4 protein-coding genes and 1 CRISPR repeat array are annotated in these 19,865 nt (G+C 34.0%); all 4 genes read right to left on the minus strand.

The genetic code is table 11. From position 1 onward, the window contains the following. The 4 genes from cas1b to cas5b all read right to left on the minus strand — a co-directional run bounded on the left by cas1b (nucleotide 1) and on the right by cas5b (nucleotide 19,854). Nucleotides 1-993, minus strand: a complete 993-nt coding sequence (cas1b, locus tag ACZ42G_RS13205; RefSeq protein ID WP_274893605.1) for a type I-B CRISPR-associated endonuclease Cas1b — start codon at nucleotides 991-993, stop codon at nucleotides 1-3. Continuing rightward, the gene (gene cas4, locus ACZ42G_RS13210; protein ID WP_464850792.1) at nucleotides 990-1,487 is read right to left on the minus strand and encodes a CRISPR-associated protein Cas4; all 498 of its coding nucleotides are present in this window, start codon (nucleotides 1,485-1,487) and stop codon (nucleotides 990-992) included. Before cas4 ends, cas1b begins: the two co-directional genes overlap by 4 nt. A 159-nt stretch (nucleotides 1,488-1,646) precedes the next feature. Further along, nucleotides 1,647-16,636: direct repeats of the CRISPR family, unit length 30 nt; unit sequence GTTTCAATTCCTTATAGGTAGGCTAAAAAC. 163 nt (nucleotides 16,637-16,799) lie between these two features. Beyond that, the gene (gene cas3 / locus ACZ42G_RS13215) at nucleotides 16,800-19,163 is read right to left on the minus strand and encodes a CRISPR-associated helicase Cas3' (RefSeq protein ID WP_464850794.1); all 2,364 of its coding nucleotides are present in this window, start codon (nucleotides 19,161-19,163) and stop codon (nucleotides 16,800-16,802) included. Then, a complete protein-coding gene (gene cas5b / locus ACZ42G_RS13220; RefSeq protein ID WP_464850796.1) occupies nucleotides 19,141-19,854 on the minus strand; it encodes a type I-B CRISPR-associated protein Cas5b in 714 nt (237 codons plus the stop codon). Before cas5b ends, cas3 begins: the two co-directional genes overlap by 23 nt. Nucleotides 19,855-19,865: the final 11 nt, after the last annotated feature.

The raw sequence follows: 19,865 nt of genomic DNA on the forward strand, positions 1-19,865 counted from the left end.
TTACCATTGAGCAACAAATGGCGTGTACTCTTGTTCTTCCATAAGATGTTTTTCCAGCTTATAAAGTTCAAGCCTTATAAGCCTGCGGTATGAAACATTATTGCCTAACGATCTATGATTTATCGTGGTCTTTAGTTTATTCTCGTATTCCTCTATGAATGCCATCTTCGCTCTATCTTTAAGCAAGAGTCCTTCTGCATCTTGGTCAAAATCATCTTTTTTGATGATATTTTTACTCACAACTGTAAATATGACTCTATCTACAATAATAGGTTTAAATATCTCTGAAACGTCTAAGTTTAGTGTAAATCTCCGGAAGTTCGTGGAGTGCAAATACCCTATCCTTGGGTCCAAATGTGTCTTATAAACTTCGCTTAGTACGGTTGTGTACATAAGAGAATTTCCAAAGCTTATAAGGACATTTAGAGAATTTTTTGGCGGTCTTTTGCTTCTTACATCAAACTCAAAATCACTATTCCCTAATATCTCATCAAATGATTTATAGTAATACTCCCTTATATTTCCCTCAATAGCCATAAGCTCATTTACATCAGATGTTCCAGCTATCAGATCTCCTAATCTTTCTATAGCATAAATGATGTCATCCAAGTTTTTGCCTCGGTTTTGATAGTACTTTAAAACTTGACGGATGTTTCTATATGCACCTTCTACAAATCTTTGCGCTATAAATAGACGTTTCTTCTCATCAATATAATTTTCCGCTTGCTTTAATATCATGTAGCCAGAGTTTAAATGCTCTCTCGGATAAAATGACCCTATGTAGTAGCCGTAGTGGTTGAAGAAGTGAAGTATTATCTCCGATTGTGAGATAAACTCCAAAAATCTTTTGTTGAGACTAACTTCGCCAAAAATCATTATTTCAGAAGTATTTTCAACCGGTATAAACTTCCTGCCGTTTTCTCCTTCAAAATACAATGTGTTGTCTTTTCTATGCAATTCTCCGTCTGAAAAAATATAAACAGGCTTTTTCATGATAAGCAAAACTCCTTATAACCACAATTTTTGCAGTAAGGTATCTTTTCAAAAGCCGGCGCCTTGTCCATATTTATAATATCTCTTATTTCATTTATAGCACTTACAACTTCCATCTCCGACTCATTCGTAAGACGCACATCAATCTTTTTTCTCTCATCGGGAAAAAAAAGCTGTCCTTTTGCCTCAATACCGTTTTGCTTCAGCTTATATAAATAAAAAAGAAGCTGAAGCTTGGCACTATCTACGGCTTTTGAGCTTTTCTTTATCTCGCCCACTAACAAATTGCCATTGTCATTTCTCACAAGATCTATGACGACATTCTCAAAATTTATCTTCTTCCTGTCCCTGTCATAAGATATGTCATCGATCAAGCGTCCCATCTCAATGTATGGATGCTCTTGGTCAGGAATTATCTGATGAGCCATAAGCCATACCTGCCTTTTGCAAATGCTGTAACTTTGCACAAGTGAGCCTGTAACTTCTTCATACATAATATCACCTTTTTAAGTGTTCTCTCATTCGCCATGCCACTTTTCCTATCTGGTCAAATGAAATTCCCACAATCTCGCCATCATTTTCCTCTACAAACATCGCTATTATACCACCTTTCCAGTGAAAAGAAATGTATAAGAAATCTTTTCAAAACCACTGTTTCAATTCCTTATAGGTAGGCTAAAAACCTTAACTGGTAGCGCAACAATACAATTACCACAAGGGTTTCAATTCCTTATAGGTAGGCTAAAAACGATTTGAACCCCCACGTCACTAAAGACACTAGATCCGTTTCAATTCCTTATAGGTAGGCTAAAAACGCCGATATGCCTATAATAAAAATAAGGAGGAGTAAAAAATTTCAATTCCTTATAGGTAGGCTAAAAACGGAGGAATTTGTGATGAAACAAAGAAAGTGGACAATGTTTCAATTCCTTATAGGTAGGCTAAAAACGAATTGATTGAAGTAGGACTGCATGAAGATTTAGAAGGTTTCAATTCCTTATAGGTAGGCTAAAAACTAGGCAAATTCGTAGTATGGCTGATTTTGAAGTTATGCAGTTTCAATTCCTTATAGGTAGGCTAAAAACTTGGGAAAGTATACAGTGGTTTATAAAAGAAGCATGTCTGTTTCAATTCCTTATAGGTAGGCTAAAAACTGTTGCTGTGTTTGCCACGAGGAAACGTGGAGGTTGGCTGTTTCAATTCCTTATAGGTAGGCTAAAAACTGAAGATGAGGACAGAACAACTGTAAACGCCACTTTGTTTCAATTCCTTATAGGTAGGCTAAAAACGCAGCCAACACCAGCAGCCAGCACCAGCTGCAGCCAACGTTTCAATTCCTTATAGGTAGGCTAAAAACTAAACCAAAAGAGAGGGGAAATTGCAAATGTTGAAGTTTCAATTCCTTATAGGTAGGCTAAAAACTAAGGCCCTGTTGCGATAACTTCATAACTTCTGCCGTGTTTCAATTCCTTATAGGTAGGCTAAAAACAAACTCATTTTTTGCTGTTCTTAAGTTTTAAAAAAATGTTTCAATTCCTTATAGGTAGGCTAAAAACAAAAGAGAAAAGGAAATCTAATACCGTGTAGTGCTTGGTTTCAATTCCTTATAGGTAGGCTAAAAACATACCTTATTAAGACCATAGCCAATACCCCAAGCAGTGTTTCAATTCCTTATAGGTAGGCTAAAAACTGATAAGTCTATCATTACAAATCTTGTTGCTTTGCCGTGTTTCAATTCCTTATAGGTAGGCTAAAAACAAAGAAATTTTAAATGAGGAAGTGAGGTGTGAAGAAGTTTCAATTCCTTATAGGTAGGCTAAAAACGTTAGAGTAAACATCTATTGCGAAAACAGAAATACTAGTTTCAATTCCTTATAGGTAGGCTAAAAACCTTCTTCAGGACCGAAAATGATCCGGCGGATGATCCGTTTCAATTCCTTATAGGTAGGCTAAAAACTGGAGTAGGAGATGTAAAAGTATTTCCGCTTTGGAAGTTTCAATTCCTTATAGGTAGGCTAAAAACTTAGCATCTCCCTTAACATATCCACTACCATTATGAGTTTCAATTCCTTATAGGTAGGCTAAAAACATCGGCAGTCCTTTTTAAAACTGATAGTGTGTATGGTTTCAATTCCTTATAGGTAGGCTAAAAACCTGTTTGAGTCTTTCAGTCTGTTCTTTTTCGTCTAGTTTCAATTCCTTATAGGTAGGCTAAAAACTGACAAGGCTCTTTTTTAATTTGGCAAAAGTAGGCGAGTTTCAATTCCTTATAGGTAGGCTAAAAACCTTAACTAAAAAATTGATTGATAAACAATATCCATGGTTTCAATTCCTTATAGGTAGGCTAAAAACAAATGTTCATATTCTTTCAACAGCTCACCTTTTCCTTGTTTCAATTCCTTATAGGTAGGCTAAAAACAAAAGAAAATACCAAGAAAAGCGGGGCAATTCCTAGTTTCAATTCCTTATAGGTAGGCTAAAAACTTGGGAATTTCTGGCGGTATTACAACAAGTTTTCTTGGTTTCAATTCCTTATAGGTAGGCTAAAAACTTTTGCATCAGAAACCGGCGACGCAAAGGTTTTTGTGTGTTTCAATTCCTTATAGGTAGGCTAAAAACGCAATACTCACAATAATCTTTTCTAACTTCCTGAAGTTTCAATTCCTTATAGGTAGGCTAAAAACTAAGTTATATGAAGGTTTTTGAACAGGCACAATATTGTTTCAATTCCTTATAGGTAGGCTAAAAACCCGTTTGTTCAAGCATTATTCCTTCCTTATATGTGTTTGTTTCAATTCCTTATAGGTAGGCTAAAAACTTCTAATTATGAACATATCTAAAATTAAAGAGGTAATAGTTTCAATTCCTTATAGGTAGGCTAAAAACTAAAAAAGATAAAAGAGATAAAAGTAACTTTATTGGAGTTTCAATTCCTTATAGGTAGGCTAAAAACTTCTCTGGATTGCGAATATCGCTTTTGCCAAGAAGAGTTTCAATTCCTTATAGGTAGGCTAAAAACGCAAAAAGAGCGAAAAGGTCGATATTATGAAAAAAGTTTCAATTCCTTATAGGTAGGCTAAAAACAATTTCCATACCAGTCCTAAAATACTACAATGTCTTGTTTCAATTCCTTATAGGTAGGCTAAAAACAGAAAGATAGTTATTGTTGACGAAGCATGGATGTTTAGTTTCAATTCCTTATAGGTAGGCTAAAAACCCATTTTGCGCCGGTTGTGAACTTTGTTCCTGCTGGTTTCAATTCCTTATAGGTAGGCTAAAAACCCTTTTTGCCCTCCCATGTTGAATGAAGTATTTACTGGTTTCAATTCCTTATAGGTAGGCTAAAAACTGGTTATATCTTGCTCTTTATACCAAATGGAAGCAGGTTTCAATTCCTTATAGGTAGGCTAAAAACTTCTATACTTTTTTATATTTTCTCCAATAGACATTTGTTTCAATTCCTTATAGGTAGGCTAAAAACCAGCAAACGCACAGCAAGCAGTACAAAACAAAAAATGTTTCAATTCCTTATAGGTAGGCTAAAAACTGCTTCTATAAAAGAGCTGTTATCTTCTTCTATTTGGTTTCAATTCCTTATAGGTAGGCTAAAAACTTAAAGCAGTTTTGCCACACACTGCAGGAGATCAGTTTCAATTCCTTATAGGTAGGCTAAAAACCCGTATCACTCGCATATGCATTCTGCCCGAATGGCGGTTTCAATTCCTTATAGGTAGGCTAAAAACGTAATAGCAGCATTATTATCAGTACCCCAATTATCAGAGTTTCAATTCCTTATAGGTAGGCTAAAAACTGCCATTTAAGACATTCGCTTATATAGAATATTGGAGTTTCAATTCCTTATAGGTAGGCTAAAAACGCAGTTTAGAAGCTGTATTGCAAAGTGTTGTTATAGGGTTTCAATTCCTTATAGGTAGGCTAAAAACGGTTCTTGCCCTGCATCCTTAATGTGCTTTGCAAGAGTTTCAATTCCTTATAGGTAGGCTAAAAACATTTGCAGTTAAAAAGCGGGTGAATTCAGGGAACGCCGTTTCAATTCCTTATAGGTAGGCTAAAAACTTTAAAAAAATTTTTGTAAATAATTTATTGACATAAGTTTCAATTCCTTATAGGTAGGCTAAAAACCTTCGCCATCTGCAACCAGCATATATAATGCTATTCCGTTTCAATTCCTTATAGGTAGGCTAAAAACACACAAATGTACAGACACAAGCACAGGCAGTTAGTATGTTTCAATTCCTTATAGGTAGGCTAAAAACCTGACGCAGATTTTACAGTGTTCCAAGACCCAGCAAGGTTTCAATTCCTTATAGGTAGGCTAAAAACCCTGTGCATACTTTTATTGTTCACTTTGGATATTTTTGTTTCAATTCCTTATAGGTAGGCTAAAAACAATATAACGTTTATAGTAAGCTGAAGAACTCCAACCAGGTTTCAATTCCTTATAGGTAGGCTAAAAACATGGTAATGGTAAACAATGGTCTACTTCTGTTTCTGTGTTTCAATTCCTTATAGGTAGGCTAAAAACTGGTTATAGATGAGGCACAATTAATGTTTAATAGTCGGTTTCAATTCCTTATAGGTAGGCTAAAAACATGGTAATGGTAAACAATGGTCTACTTCTGTTTCTGTGTTTCAATTCCTTATAGGTAGGCTAAAAACTGGTTATAGATGAGGCACAATTAATGTTTAATAGTCGGTTTCAATTCCTTATAGGTAGGCTAAAAACACACAAATGTACAGACACAAGCACAGGCAGTTAGTATGTTTCAATTCCTTATAGGTAGGCTAAAAACCTGACGCAGATTTTACAGTGTTCTAAGACCCAGCAAGGTTTCAATTCCTTATAGGTAGGCTAAAAACCCTGTGCATACTTTTATTGTTCACTTTGGATATTTTTGTTTCAATTCCTTATAGGTAGGCTAAAAACAATATAACGTTTATAGTAAGCTGAAGAACTCCAACCAGGTTTCAATTCCTTATAGGTAGGCTAAAAACATGGTAATGGTAAACAATGGTCTACTTCTGTTTCTGTGTTTCAATTCCTTATAGGTAGGCTAAAAACTGGTTATAGATGAGGCACAATTAATGTTTAATAGTCGGTTTCAATTCCTTATAGGTAGGCTAAAAACATACAATGGTACTCAATATTATATAGTCAGAACTTAGTTTCAATTCCTTATAGGTAGGCTAAAAACGTTGGTTTTAGTGACGATAACCCATTCATAATGAGGGTTTCAATTCCTTATAGGTAGGCTAAAAACCTTATAAAAAACAATTGCGCCTATATCACCACCTATGTTTCAATTCCTTATAGGTAGGCTAAAAACATACCAAAAATTCTCGATAACAGTCAAGAAATATTGTTGTTTCAATTCCTTATAGGTAGGCTAAAAACCCAGTTTGTACTTGATGTATTAAACCCATTACCGCAGGTTTCAATTCCTTATAGGTAGGCTAAAAACTAAAAGAAGGATTTTTAATCCTTCAAATATTTTTTAGTTTCAATTCCTTATAGGTAGGCTAAAAACAAAGACGCTGGCAAACTGAAGAAGGCTTGATTGTTTGTTTCAATTCCTTATAGGTAGGCTAAAAACTGTATTTAATCGTAACAATTTTAATGTGTATTGTTTTGTTTCAATTCCTTATAGGTAGGCTAAAAACTTTGTTTTTCTATATATATTATATTCGACACGTTTTGTTTCAATTCCTTATAGGTAGGCTAAAAACTGCTTTTTATCATTGCTCGCAAATTTGCAAATCCTGGGTTTCAATTCCTTATAGGTAGGCTAAAAACAATTTCAAGGGAATATGCAAGACTTCAAAAAATACATGTTTCAATTCCTTATAGGTAGGCTAAAAACTTTTATTATATATTTCGGTTACCATTTTTGAAAGATGTTTCAATTCCTTATAGGTAGGCTAAAAACTATTTTTATGCCGGGAAGTATCCAAAAAAGAGGCAAGTTTCAATTCCTTATAGGTAGGCTAAAAACTTTCTCTGGATTGCGAATATCGCTTTTGCCAAGAAGAGTTTCAATTCCTTATAGGTAGGCTAAAAACAAGTATAAAGCAAATAGTAAGAATAATCAAAGACATGTTTCAATTCCTTATAGGTAGGCTAAAAACTATTTACACAGCATGACGGGAAACCAATGCACCCGTTTCAATTCCTTATAGGTAGGCTAAAAACTTTTAAAATATCATTTGTTGTGAAATATCTTTTGCCATGTTTCAATTCCTTATAGGTAGGCTAAAAACCGCAAAAACAAGCAAAGCGAATGTTTGCTCTTGCGAAGTTTCAATTCCTTATAGGTAGGCTAAAAACGATATACAAAAAAGAAACTCTGCTTTAACTGATGATTGTTTCAATTCCTTATAGGTAGGCTAAAAACGAACTAGTTCTTGTTCAGTTTCTTCAATCTCTGTGTGTTTCAATTCCTTATAGGTAGGCTAAAAACAGAGCTCTTTGACAAGGCTCAAGAAATAATCAAAAAGTTTCAATTCCTTATAGGTAGGCTAAAAACAAAGAGAAAAAGAGAACAAAAAACAATGATATTATCAGTTTCAATTCCTTATAGGTAGGCTAAAAACACAGGGTCAAAATACCGACAGGTGGTGGCCTTACATTGTTTCAATTCCTTATAGGTAGGCTAAAAACATTGTGAGTGACATAAAAAAATACCTGAAAAGCCTGTTTCAATTCCTTATAGGTAGGCTAAAAACTTCTCTGGATTGCGAATATCACTTTTACCAAGAAGAGTTTCAATTCCTTATAGGTAGGCTAAAAACTGTCATAATCTCTTTTTCTTACCTTTGCTAATGTTATGTTTCAATTCCTTATAGGTAGGCTAAAAACTAGGTTTCCATTCTCCAGCCGAAGAAGGTCCTGCAAGGTTTCAATTCCTTATAGGTAGGCTAAAAACTAACGCCTTATGATACAGTACATCACATAGAACCTATGTTTCAATTCCTTATAGGTAGGCTAAAAACTACGCCAGAATTGGACAAAGTCATTGATGGTGCTATGTTTCAATTCCTTATAGGTAGGCTAAAAACGGTTATGGTATGTGCGTGAGCATAAGGACTATCTGGTTTCAATTCCTTATAGGTAGGCTAAAAACTACGCCAGAATTGGACAAAGTCATTGATGGTGCTATGTTTCAATTCCTTATAGGTAGGCTAAAAACTTCTTCTGTGCTTTTCTCCACCATGTGTACGCCAGGTGTTTCAATTCCTTATAGGTAGGCTAAAAACTGTGCACCCCTCAGGTAATCTGCCACCCATCAGCTGGGGTTTCAATTCCTTATAGGTAGGCTAAAAACTTTCAAGCGTCCTTGTTGCTATTCCTGTTTGACTTGGTTTCAATTCCTTATAGGTAGGCTAAAAACTAAGATTGTAACGAGTGAACTTGATGGCTCTTTTGAGTTTCAATTCCTTATAGGTAGGCTAAAAACCTTCCTACCAGTATCCCTATGCAACCCCTTAACTTGTTTCAATTCCTTATAGGTAGGCTAAAAACGTTATACTTCCGCAGCCTTCTTCTCAAATACAACTGTTTCAATTCCTTATAGGTAGGCTAAAAACTTCTAGGGGGTTTTTTTATGTATGATACTATACGATGTTTCAATTCCTTATAGGTAGGCTAAAAACGCTCTTGTTCCTGCTTTTGCTTTTGCTACTACTACGTTTCAATTCCTTATAGGTAGGCTAAAAACAGGAGTATTATGGGATTGATTTGACTAAGGAATCTTAGTTTCAATTCCTTATAGGTAGGCTAAAAACAATCAGTATTTAAAGCTTATAAATTATTTTATACCTTTGTTTCAATTCCTTATAGGTAGGCTAAAAACAGTTTGGGTATGATGTAATTCTTGTAGCGCAAGATTGTTTCAATTCCTTATAGGTAGGCTAAAAACGCATTATACAGATCGTCCATTTCACCATTTAGAAGGTTTCAATTCCTTATAGGTAGGCTAAAAACCCTACTAAATTATAAACTTCTTCAACAAACTCTTCGGTTTCAATTCCTTATAGGTAGGCTAAAAACCTTGTAGCAGCAACAGGTAAATTAGTAATGGTTACAGTGTTTCAATTCCTTATAGGTAGGCTAAAAACAATTATATTCCTTGTCTTCAAATCCTTCATTGTAGGGGTTTCAATTCCTTATAGGTAGGCTAAAAACATACTTTAGAGCAAAAGAAATGAAACCTGCAACAATGTTTCAATTCCTTATAGGTAGGCTAAAAACTAAGATTGTAACGAGTGAACTTGATGGCTCTTTTGAGTTTCAATTCCTTATAGGTAGGCTAAAAACATCGTACGTATAATAAAAAATATATCATCTTTTATTGTTTCAATTCCTTATAGGTAGGCTAAAAACAATCAGTATTTAAAGCTTATAAATTATTTTATACCTTTGTTTCAATTCCTTATAGGTAGGCTAAAAACTAAATACAAAATTGCCTCCAATCTTGGATATTGAAGGTTTCAATTCCTTATAGGTAGGCTAAAAACAGTTTGGGTATGATGTAATTCTTGTAGCGCAAGATTGTTTCAATTCCTTATAGGTAGGCTAAAAACGCATTATACAGATCGTCCATTTCACCATTTAGAAGGTTTCAATTCCTTATAGGTAGGCTAAAAACCCTACTAAATTATAAACTTCTTCAACAAACTCTTCGGTTTCAATTCCTTATAGGTAGGCTAAAAACACAGACAAAATTGGCGCAGGCTACAGCACAAGCGAAGTTTCAATTCCTTATAGGTAGGCTAAAAACTCGATGAATTAGGCTTGAGAAAGGAGCGTTATATTGTGTTTCAATTCCTTATAGGTAGGCTAAAAACCTATTTTAGCCCATATTTGTCTTTTGTATTTGTTATAAGTTTCAATTCCTTATAGGTAGGCTAAAAACAATAATCATGGCCCTTCGGGGCCTATTTTTTTATGGGTTTCAATTCCTTATAGGTAGGCTAAAAACTATCTTACATCGTTCCTACTTGTCTAAAGACTATTTCGTTTCAATTCCTTATAGGTAGGCTAAAAACTTGCGATTGTTGATTGTGAAATTATATCAAATTGTGTGTTTCAATTCCTTATAGGTAGGCTAAAAACCTATCTGCTATAAAGCTTTGGACTATGCCTGTACTGGCGTTTCAATTCCTTATAGGTAGGCTAAAAACAAATTTAACGCCAAACAATCTTATTTTTTCTTGAGGGTTTCAATTCCTTATAGGTAGGCTAAAAACAATTTACATAGCAGGAGGACAACGCAATACAATTCGGTTTCAATTCCTTATAGGTAGGCTAAAAACGCTTCGTATTCCTGCTGGCATTTATCACAATATTTTGTTTCAATTCCTTATAGGTAGGCTAAAAACTGACTGTGTGCTCCATCCGCCGGGACTGTTCCCCCGGTTTCAATTCCTTATAGGTAGGCTAAAAACCTTAATGTTCCTAAAGAATGCAAAAATGTGATTTGAGTAGTTTCAATTCCTTATAGGTAGGCTAAAAACGTTAAAGATGAAGATATTGAAAAATATAAACTTCCGTTTCAATTCCTTATAGGTAGGCTAAAAACTCTTATTTTTTTTCATTATATCACCCTTTCAAGTCTGTTTCAATTCCTTATAGGTAGGCTAAAAACTACCTGTACCATCATAAGACAAAGAAGTATTACTAGTTTCAATTCCTTATAGGTAGGCTAAAAACTGTAAATATGACAAGAAGGTTAGCAAAAGGTCAGAAAGGTTTCAATTCCTTATAGGTAGGCTAAAAACGAAGGCAAGCTGTATTTGCTCTTTATTATCTGTGCTGTTTCAATTCCTTATAGGTAGGCTAAAAACAAGGCAAAGAAACATATATAAATATTCAATACTCGCTGTTTCAATTCCTTATAGGTAGGCTAAAAACAAATAGACATCGACATAATCGAATTAAATGCGTGTGGTTTCAATTCCTTATAGGTAGGCTAAAAACTACATCTATTCAAATACAACTATACACGATTATAGAGTTTCAATTCCTTATAGGTAGGCTAAAAACGTCTTGTAAATGTATATGACAAAACGACAATTGGCAGTTTCAATTCCTTATAGGTAGGCTAAAAACTACCTTGATGAGTATTTCTCCATATCCAAGCTGTCTAAGTTTCAATTCCTTATAGGTAGGCTAAAAACCTCGGGGCCTTGCGAATCATTTTTACGTTTGTATTAGTTTCAATTCCTTATAGGTAGGCTAAAAACTCTTTAATGAAGTAGAGTGGATTGCAATAAATGAATTGTTTCAATTCCTTATAGGTAGGCTAAAAACAGACAAGCTATGGCGAATGGCTAGACAAGAGAGCTGCGTTTCAATTCCTTATAGGTAGGCTAAAAACCAGACTTTGGATATAGTTGATTCTTTTGGTAATAAGAGTTTCAATTCCTTATAGGTAGGCTAAAAACAAACAGCTAAAAACTTTTTATTATTTTTTATTTTTTGGTTTCAATTCCTTATAGGTAGGCTAAAAACATTATTGCTCTAGCTCTCGAACTATATTTATATAGCGGTTTCAATTCCTTATAGGTAGGCTAAAAACAAAATCTCTGACTTAAGACTTGCAATGGAAGAATTAGAGTTTCAATTCCTTATAGGTAGGCTAAAAACTCGCTGAAATATCGAATACTTCCGCAACACGTTTCAGTTTCAATTCCTTATAGGTAGGCTAAAAACCTACGCCTATTTTGGTATATTCGAGAACTTTGTCTAGTTTCAATTCCTTATAGGTAGGCTAAAAACATATCACCCTGACAGACCAGAGGGAGACCTTGAACTAAGTTTCAATTCCTTATAGGTAGGCTAAAAACAGGAGTAACAATAACAATTAATAACGCTTTATGTAGTTTCAATTCCTTATAGGTAGGCTAAAAACAATTTATGTAGAATAAATTTTGTGAGGTGTTTTGTTAGTTTCAATTCCTTATAGGTAGGCTAAAAACTATCTTGTTAAACTGGATTAAGATGTTAGGAGAGGTTTCAATTCCTTATAGGTAGGCTAAAAACTTATAATTAATAACATCAACAATAGGTATAATCATAGTTTCAATTCCTTATAGGTAGGCTAAAAACAATTTATGTGATTTTACTTATGCAATTTTATTTGTGGTTTCAATTCCTTATAGGTAGGCTAAAAACTTTCTTGACAATTTGAAAGCTATTTATAATTCTAATTTGTTTCAATTCCTTATAGGTAGGCTAAAAACATTATGTATTATATCACATGATTTCGTCAAAAAAAGGTTTCAATTCCTTATAGGTAGGCTAAAAACTACATTGTTTCCAATCAAATTTCAACTCATATCGAAGTTTCAATTCCTTATAGGTAGGCTAAAAACTTAAAAACTTTTTTACTGATACATTTAAAAATGCAGTTTCAATTCCTTATAGGTAGGCTAAAAACGACGTTTTATTACGCAGGAGGATAAAAAGAATAAGATGTTTCAATTCCTTATAGGTAGGCTAAAAACCGACAAAGAGGATATAACATAGACGACGAGAAAGACATGTTTCAATTCCTTATAGGTAGGCTAAAAACTTGCGACGACTGCTATGAGGAATATAGCATTATTAAGTTTCAATTCCTTATAGGTAGGCTAAAAACGGAACTTGGGAATTAAGGGAATTTTTCCCGGGAGGTGTTTCAATTCCTTATAGGTAGGCTAAAAACCCTCCAAAAAATTTTTTATATTTTAGAAGTCTTAATGTTTCAATTCCTTATAGGTAGGCTAAAAACCGTCGTCAACGATGAGGAATACTGTGAGGAATGCTAGTTTCAATTCCTTATAGGTAGGCTAAAAACCGGGAATACGATTTATCAAGACGACGCTTACTGGGAGTTTCAATTCCTTATAGGTAGGCTAAAAACTGTATTGCATCGCTCTTACTTGTCGAAAGACTGTTTCGTTTCAATTCCTTATAGGTAGGCTAAAAACTAGAATACTGGGAGAAGTTTCTGGGAATAGATGTAGAGTTTCAATTCCTTATAGGTAGGCTAAAAACGCGCTTTTAGAAATCCCCGATTTTTCAGCCAAGGCTCTGTTTCAATTCCTTATAGGTAGGCTAAAAACAACTGCATGATAAAAGATAATCCATACAGTGTACTAAGTTTCAATTCCTTATAGGTAGGCTAAAAACGCTTTTATCTTTTGTAAAATATCTATTATTCTAATCAGTTTCAATTCCTTATAGGTAGGCTAAAAACGCAAAGAGTCGTCACTCTTAATATAGACGTGCTCTTTAGTTTCAATTCCTTATAGGTAGGCTAAAAACACAATACATACAATTGTATTTATTTATCAAACTTCGGTTTCAATTCCTTATAGGTAGGCTAAAAACCATGTAAACCACAAGTTCCAGCGTCATGGGACTTGGTTTCAATTCCTTATAGGTAGGCTAAAAACGCATTGCTCTATTATGCAGAAGAAGAACATTTGTGGGAGTTTCAATTCCTTATAGGTAGGCTAAAAACCAGTAATATTCAGGACGCAACTTATTCAGAAAGCATGTTTCAATTCCTTATAGGTAGGCTAAAAACAGTATATGCAAAGATAAAAAAATAATAATAATCGCTGTTTCAATTCCTTATAGGTAGGCTAAAAACTAGCAAGAGTTTGCTTAAATGAAGAACTAGACATATCAGTTTCAATTCCTTATAGGTAGGCTAAAAACGCCTTTTTTAGATGTGCTAACTGTGGCGACATCTTTGAGCGTTTCAATTCCTTATAGGTAGGCTAAAAACCTGGCTTGTATTGCACATGTCAAGCGATGCCACATATGTTTCAATTCCTTATAGGTAGGCTAAAAACTCGCAGGTCAATGGGGCGAAAAAATGATTTGGACAGTGTTTCAATTCCTTATAGGTAGGCTAAAAACTATAACAGCGAGGAGGAGGCGAATAACGATAAGTAGTTTCAATTCCTTATAGGTAGGCTAAAAACGCATTATGTCTATACTGTTTCTGGTCTTACTGTTCATGGTTTCAATTCCTTATAGGTAGGCTAAAAACCCGCAAAAAGAAGAAATAATTTTTGAATAAGAAAGGGTTTCAATTCCTTATAGGTAGGCTAAAAACTAAATTAAATCCTCCAATCTCAAATGCGTGTCATTTAAGTTTCAATTCCTTATAGGTAGGCTAAAAACTTAATACTGCTTTCAATTTCTCACTCCCTCTCTATGTTTCAATTCCTTATAGGTAGGCTAAAAACTGATAGAGATTATAGCCTTGGATCAATAGATTCAGGTTTCAATTCCTTATAGGTAGGCTAAAAACCCGCAAAAAGAAGAAATAATTTTTGAATAAGAAAGGGTTTCAATTCCTTATAGGTAGGCTAAAAACCTTTCTCTGGCATTTTTATTTTGCCAGCGTCTAGCTGGTTTCAATTCCTTATAGGTAGGCTAAAAACGTAGAAGATGTTCAACAATTTAGATAGCACTCATTGTTTCAATTCCTTATAGGTAGGCTAAAAACTAGAGTGTGCTGCCTACCTGTTTTGTCTGACTTAGAGTTTCAATTCCTTATAGGTAGGCTAAAAACCTTTCTCGTATAAATCAAAAATATATATGTGCACAGTTTCAATTCCTTATAGGTAGGCTAAAAACTGCAACAGTTAAAAAATACTCAGTTATAAATCATAGGTTTCAATTCCTTATAGGTAGGCTAAAAACCATTGTTTTTGAAATTTATAGCAGAAAGAAAGATGTAGTTTCAATTCCTTATAGGTAGGCTAAAAACAAGTTATTCCAGCTCTCTATGCTTTTGAGTAACGTGTTTCAATTCCTTATACGTAGGCTAAAAACCAAAATAACTTGACACATACTATACTTTATAATACGTTTCAATTCCTTATAGGTAGGCTAAAAACATAAGAGGCGCTACAATAGCAGGTGCATATTGCGAGTTTCAATTCCTTATAGGTAGGCTAAAAACGGATACCAATGAGTGAGCATCCGCTTGAGAGAACAGAGTTTCAATTCCTTATAGGTAGGCTAAAAACTCATCATCAAAGAAGGATATTTGCTTCGTCTGTTCCAGTTTCAATTCCTTATAGGTAGGCTAAAAACCCAGAATATTTCTTTAAAATACCAGCATCGTCAACGGGGTTTCAATTCCTTATAGGTAGGCTAAAAACACGGAAAGTCATTTGTTTTTAGACAAAAAGATTGTAGTTTCAATTCCTTATAGGTAGGCTAAAAACGTTTTTTGATGTGTTTTATTTTAACTAATATCAACGGTTTCAATTCCTTATAGGTAGGCTAAAAACGCCTTGTATGCCCACTTGGGTTATAGTATGTGTGTGGTTTCAATTCCTTATAGGTAGGCTAAAAACACAGACAAAATTAAAGACAGGTTTTGCAGAGATTAGTTTCAATTCCTTATAGGTAGGCTAAAAACCGTTTAGGTGGCGGGCACTCGTGTCGAGTTTATTGGTGTTTCAATTCCTTATAGGTAGGCTAAAAACCATTCTCCAATTCTTCAAGATAAGCATTTATAGCTGGTTTCAATTCCTTATAGGTAGGCTAAAAACTGCCCAGATCTTGGGTTCAAGGTAGACATCGAAGCAAGTTTCAATTCCTTATAGGTAGGCTAAAAACTTTAATATCTTTATCTAAATAATACTTTAAACGCGTTTCAATTCCTTATAGGTAGGCTAAAAACGTTTGCAAAAGAAACAAAAACGAAGTTTATTCAGTAGTTTCAATTCCTTATAGGTAGGCTAAAAACGCCAAGATGGTGGTGGATAATTGGAGAATGTTCTTGTTTCAATTCCTTATAGGTAGGCTAAAAACAAGGCCTCTAATTTGTCTATCAATCATTCTATCATCCGTTTCAATTCCTTATAGGTAGGCTAAAAACCCTTATCCGCTCCCATTCAGGACTATTATAAAAATCAGTTTCAATTCCTTATAGGTAGGCTAAAAACTATTACTCTTTGGAAATGACATAGCAACATTAAAATGTTTCAATTCCTTATAGGTAGGCTAAAAACAAATTATTTTCGAGTCCATATATTAATTCTGGAGTAGAGTTTCAATTCCTTATAGGTAGGCTAAAAACCACTGTAACAAATACACAGCCTACTGTAACACCTTAGTTTCAATTCCTTATAGGTAGGCTAAAAACCAGAAAATTTTAAAAAATAAAAATCAAAATAAAAAATGTTTCAATTCCTTATAGGTAGGCTAAAAACATTCAAGCGATCTTGATCAAACAGAACAAATTATAATGTTTCAATTCCTTATAGGTAGGCTAAAAACTATATATCAAATTCAAATATTGTTATTAGTTGTAAGTTTCAATTCCTTATAGGTAGGCTAAAAACGTCCTTCAAAGATCTCCTTTGCATCACTGTTAGAATTGTTTCAATTCCTTATAGGTAGGCTAAAAACGTCTGCTAATTCTATAATTGATAGTGTTGTTGCTCGGTTTCAATTCCTTATAGGTAGGCTAAAAACATAAGTGCTTTTGCTTCTGTTGTGTCTGCTGTTATGTTTCAATTCCTTATAGGTAGGCTAAAAACCTTTTTATCGACTATTCTATGTCCTCGCTCAATAAGAGTTTCAATTCCTTATAGGTAGGCTAAAAACGCGTTAGAACGTAGAAAATCCAGCACTTTTATCTTGCGCAAAATTTATCTCATGTAAAGCTTATGCCTTTATTATATCACAAACTGCCGGAAATTCAACTTATCGCTATAGCAATGTGTCGTCGATGTCCAGCAATTTTTGCACTATTGTACATCGACGACACTTACCAAATGCTTAATACATCACTCGTTTTAAACCCTGTTTCACTATCGTAATAATCTTTTAAAGAAGCAGCATTGACATATTTGAAGCCTTCTACTTCTGCAGGCATGTTTTCTGTTTTCTCTGGTATTGATATTACGTATTTATAAAAATCAGCTTTAAATTCGTCAAATATACTTCGCCTTTTAAATAGATTTTTTATTTTCTTGAGGTTGGTATACCTTTGCCATAAGTCTATTGCTTCTTCGTTATACTCTATAAACACATCTACTTTGTAGTATTCATCATCAATGAGTTTAAATTTGCTTACACTTGGCGTCCCATCATCACTGTCATACTTTAGCTTGAAAATCGCATCTAAAATGTCAAGTGTTTCTTTTGATGAAAGATTTTGTGATATTTCCCTATAATAATGATCTATTATGTCTAGAAAATCTTTTTCTGATATTGTTTCGTACTCTGACAAGATCCTTTCAGTAATATTTAGCATGACTTTATTGTAAATCCTCGAAGCGTATTTCCTATTTTTTTCATCAATCAATGATACTACATATACTTCTCCTTTTTTCTCCCAATTTCTGTTACACCTGCCTGCTGATTGATTTATAGAATCCAGCGGTGCCAAATCTCTTACAACAACGTCAAAGTCTATGTCTACACCAGCTTCCACAAGTTGTGTGGTAACAGCGTATTTTATGTTATTTGTCTTTAAAAGGTTTATCCTTTCAAGCCTTTCATGCGGTATTACGTGGGTAGACATGTATACTATTTCTTCATCCGGCAACTTTTCTTTTAATAATTGATAAAATTGTCTCGCTGATGATATGGTGTTCAGTATAAAAAGATAGCTCCTTCCATCCCTTAAATTAAACATATCTATTAGTTCATCAAGATGCATTTCTTTTTGTAAAACTGGCCTTATTACTACTCTATCCATTTGACTGAAGTACTTTCTTTTGTCTGTAAGTTGCCCAATCTCATTATCGTCAAATATCATAGGCTGTGTTGCCGTAACAAATATTATGTATGAATTCAATTTATATGCAACTGCTTTTAAGACTTCTTTCACAAGCTTCCAGTAATAAAAAGGTATTGACTGAATCTCATCAAGTATTATTATGGAATTTGCTATTCTGTGAAATTTTCTTAATGCGCTGTTTCTGTTAGACAAAAGAGTGTGAAAAAGCTGTATAAATGTCGTAACTATGATTTCCGAATTCCAGCCTTCAATCATTATTTTTGACTTTTCTGTGTCAAATTCTGTTTCATTGTCACTATATTTTACTTCTGAAAGATGGTGGTGTTTCAACAATACATTTGTGCTAATATCTATATTATTGCTTTTTAATATCTTTTCAAATTCCTGATAGTTCTGCTCTATTATACTTAAAAAGGGAAGCGAATAGATAATCCTGAAATCTTTGTTGTATACATCGTAAAGCTTCTTTTTCAATTTTAAAGCAAATGAAATAGACGCCAAAGTCTTGCCAAGCCCTGTAGGAAGGTTTATGGATAAAATTCTTTCATCTACATTTATCTCATTTTCATTTACTTCTCTATACGCATTTTCCCTTAATACATTTATTTTGCTATCTTTGTAGCTAATCTGTGATTTGTATTTATCAACTGCGTCTGAAGTCAATTCCGTATAAGATGGCGAAATCTTTCCAATCACGACTTCACTTTTGTCTGCATCTATAAGCAGTGAAAATACATAGTTTATGAGAATATAGTACGTCAAATCCTCTTTTTGCTTTATCTTCCTTAGATATGACCTTATGCTTCTCATCTCATTTTTTATATTCTCTATATTATTAGCTATAGTTGTCTTATTAAGATCAATATTTAAACCAGCTTTCTTTAAATTGTCGCTTAATATCTTAAATTTTGTCTCGTCTATGCTATGAAGTTGAGACTTCATTATCTCTATGTCGCTGTCTTCTAAAGAGGCTTCTGTAGCTACATCATTCAGATTTCCGTGATGCTTTTTTACTGCTATATACGATATAAAAGGAAGCAATATTTTAGTATCATTGTCAATGTCTAATCCGCTTATCTCCTGCTTTACAGCGAAATAAGCTATAACCGCCGAAATCAGTGAATGATGTGTTTCTTTCTTTGATTTAAGCTCTTTTTTCTTATCGTTATCTTGTGAAGTCAAGTATTCTTGAAAAAAGCCTGTAGACTTACCAAGATCATGGCATAAAGCCACAATCTTGACAAGCTTTGATAGAAACTCATCATCCATCAAATTAACCTTGACTTCATCTAAAAACTGCTCTGTTAAATCTGCACATCCTGATAAATGTTCTTCTAAATATTTATCAGGGTGTGAATAAAGCTCAGAAAAACACGATGTGTTCATCTTTTATCACCCAACTATTTGATACGTACGATCTTATGCTTTTGCCGTTGGCTTCATATACTACATCCGCATAATCCAATACAATTCTTTCTTCGTCCATATCGGCAGGAATCTTTTCTTTAAAGTATTTTTTGCCGTCTTCAAAGACTATCCTATCCTCTAAAATATACTTATATGGTAAAACAGAGGATATCTCAGTCTCAACATCTCCAGTCTCAAAAGCATCTTCCACGCCAACAAATCTATAATCCGCAATCATTTCACTTAACCCTAATGAAACTGTGTACACATTTTTGTGATTTTTTAGTTTTTCAATTATGTCATTAAAAAGATCTTCATCTGTGTGATGAAAATATATCCTGTACATAGGGTCTTTTAAAAGCTCCATCTTTACCTGCGTTCGAGCTTCGTGATTTTTCTTTTTCAGTGGGATCCAAAAATTATCCTTTGTATTTATAAGGTTAAGTCCCATTCTCATTTTTTTGACTGGATTTAGAATTCTCACCGCTAATTTGCATTTGTCAGAGCTTAGAACTTTTAAATAATCTTCTTTCCCTATTCCCTCTATCGCACCTATTAATCCTTTTATAGTCGGCGGCGGGGGAAATGAAAATGTAAGCGGCGATGATGTGGTATAGTACTTCTTAAAATGCCCAAAATCACCGTATACGTCAAAAATCAATAACTTCATTCTATACATTC

The organism is Thermoanaerobacterium calidifontis (assembly GCF_055381745.1).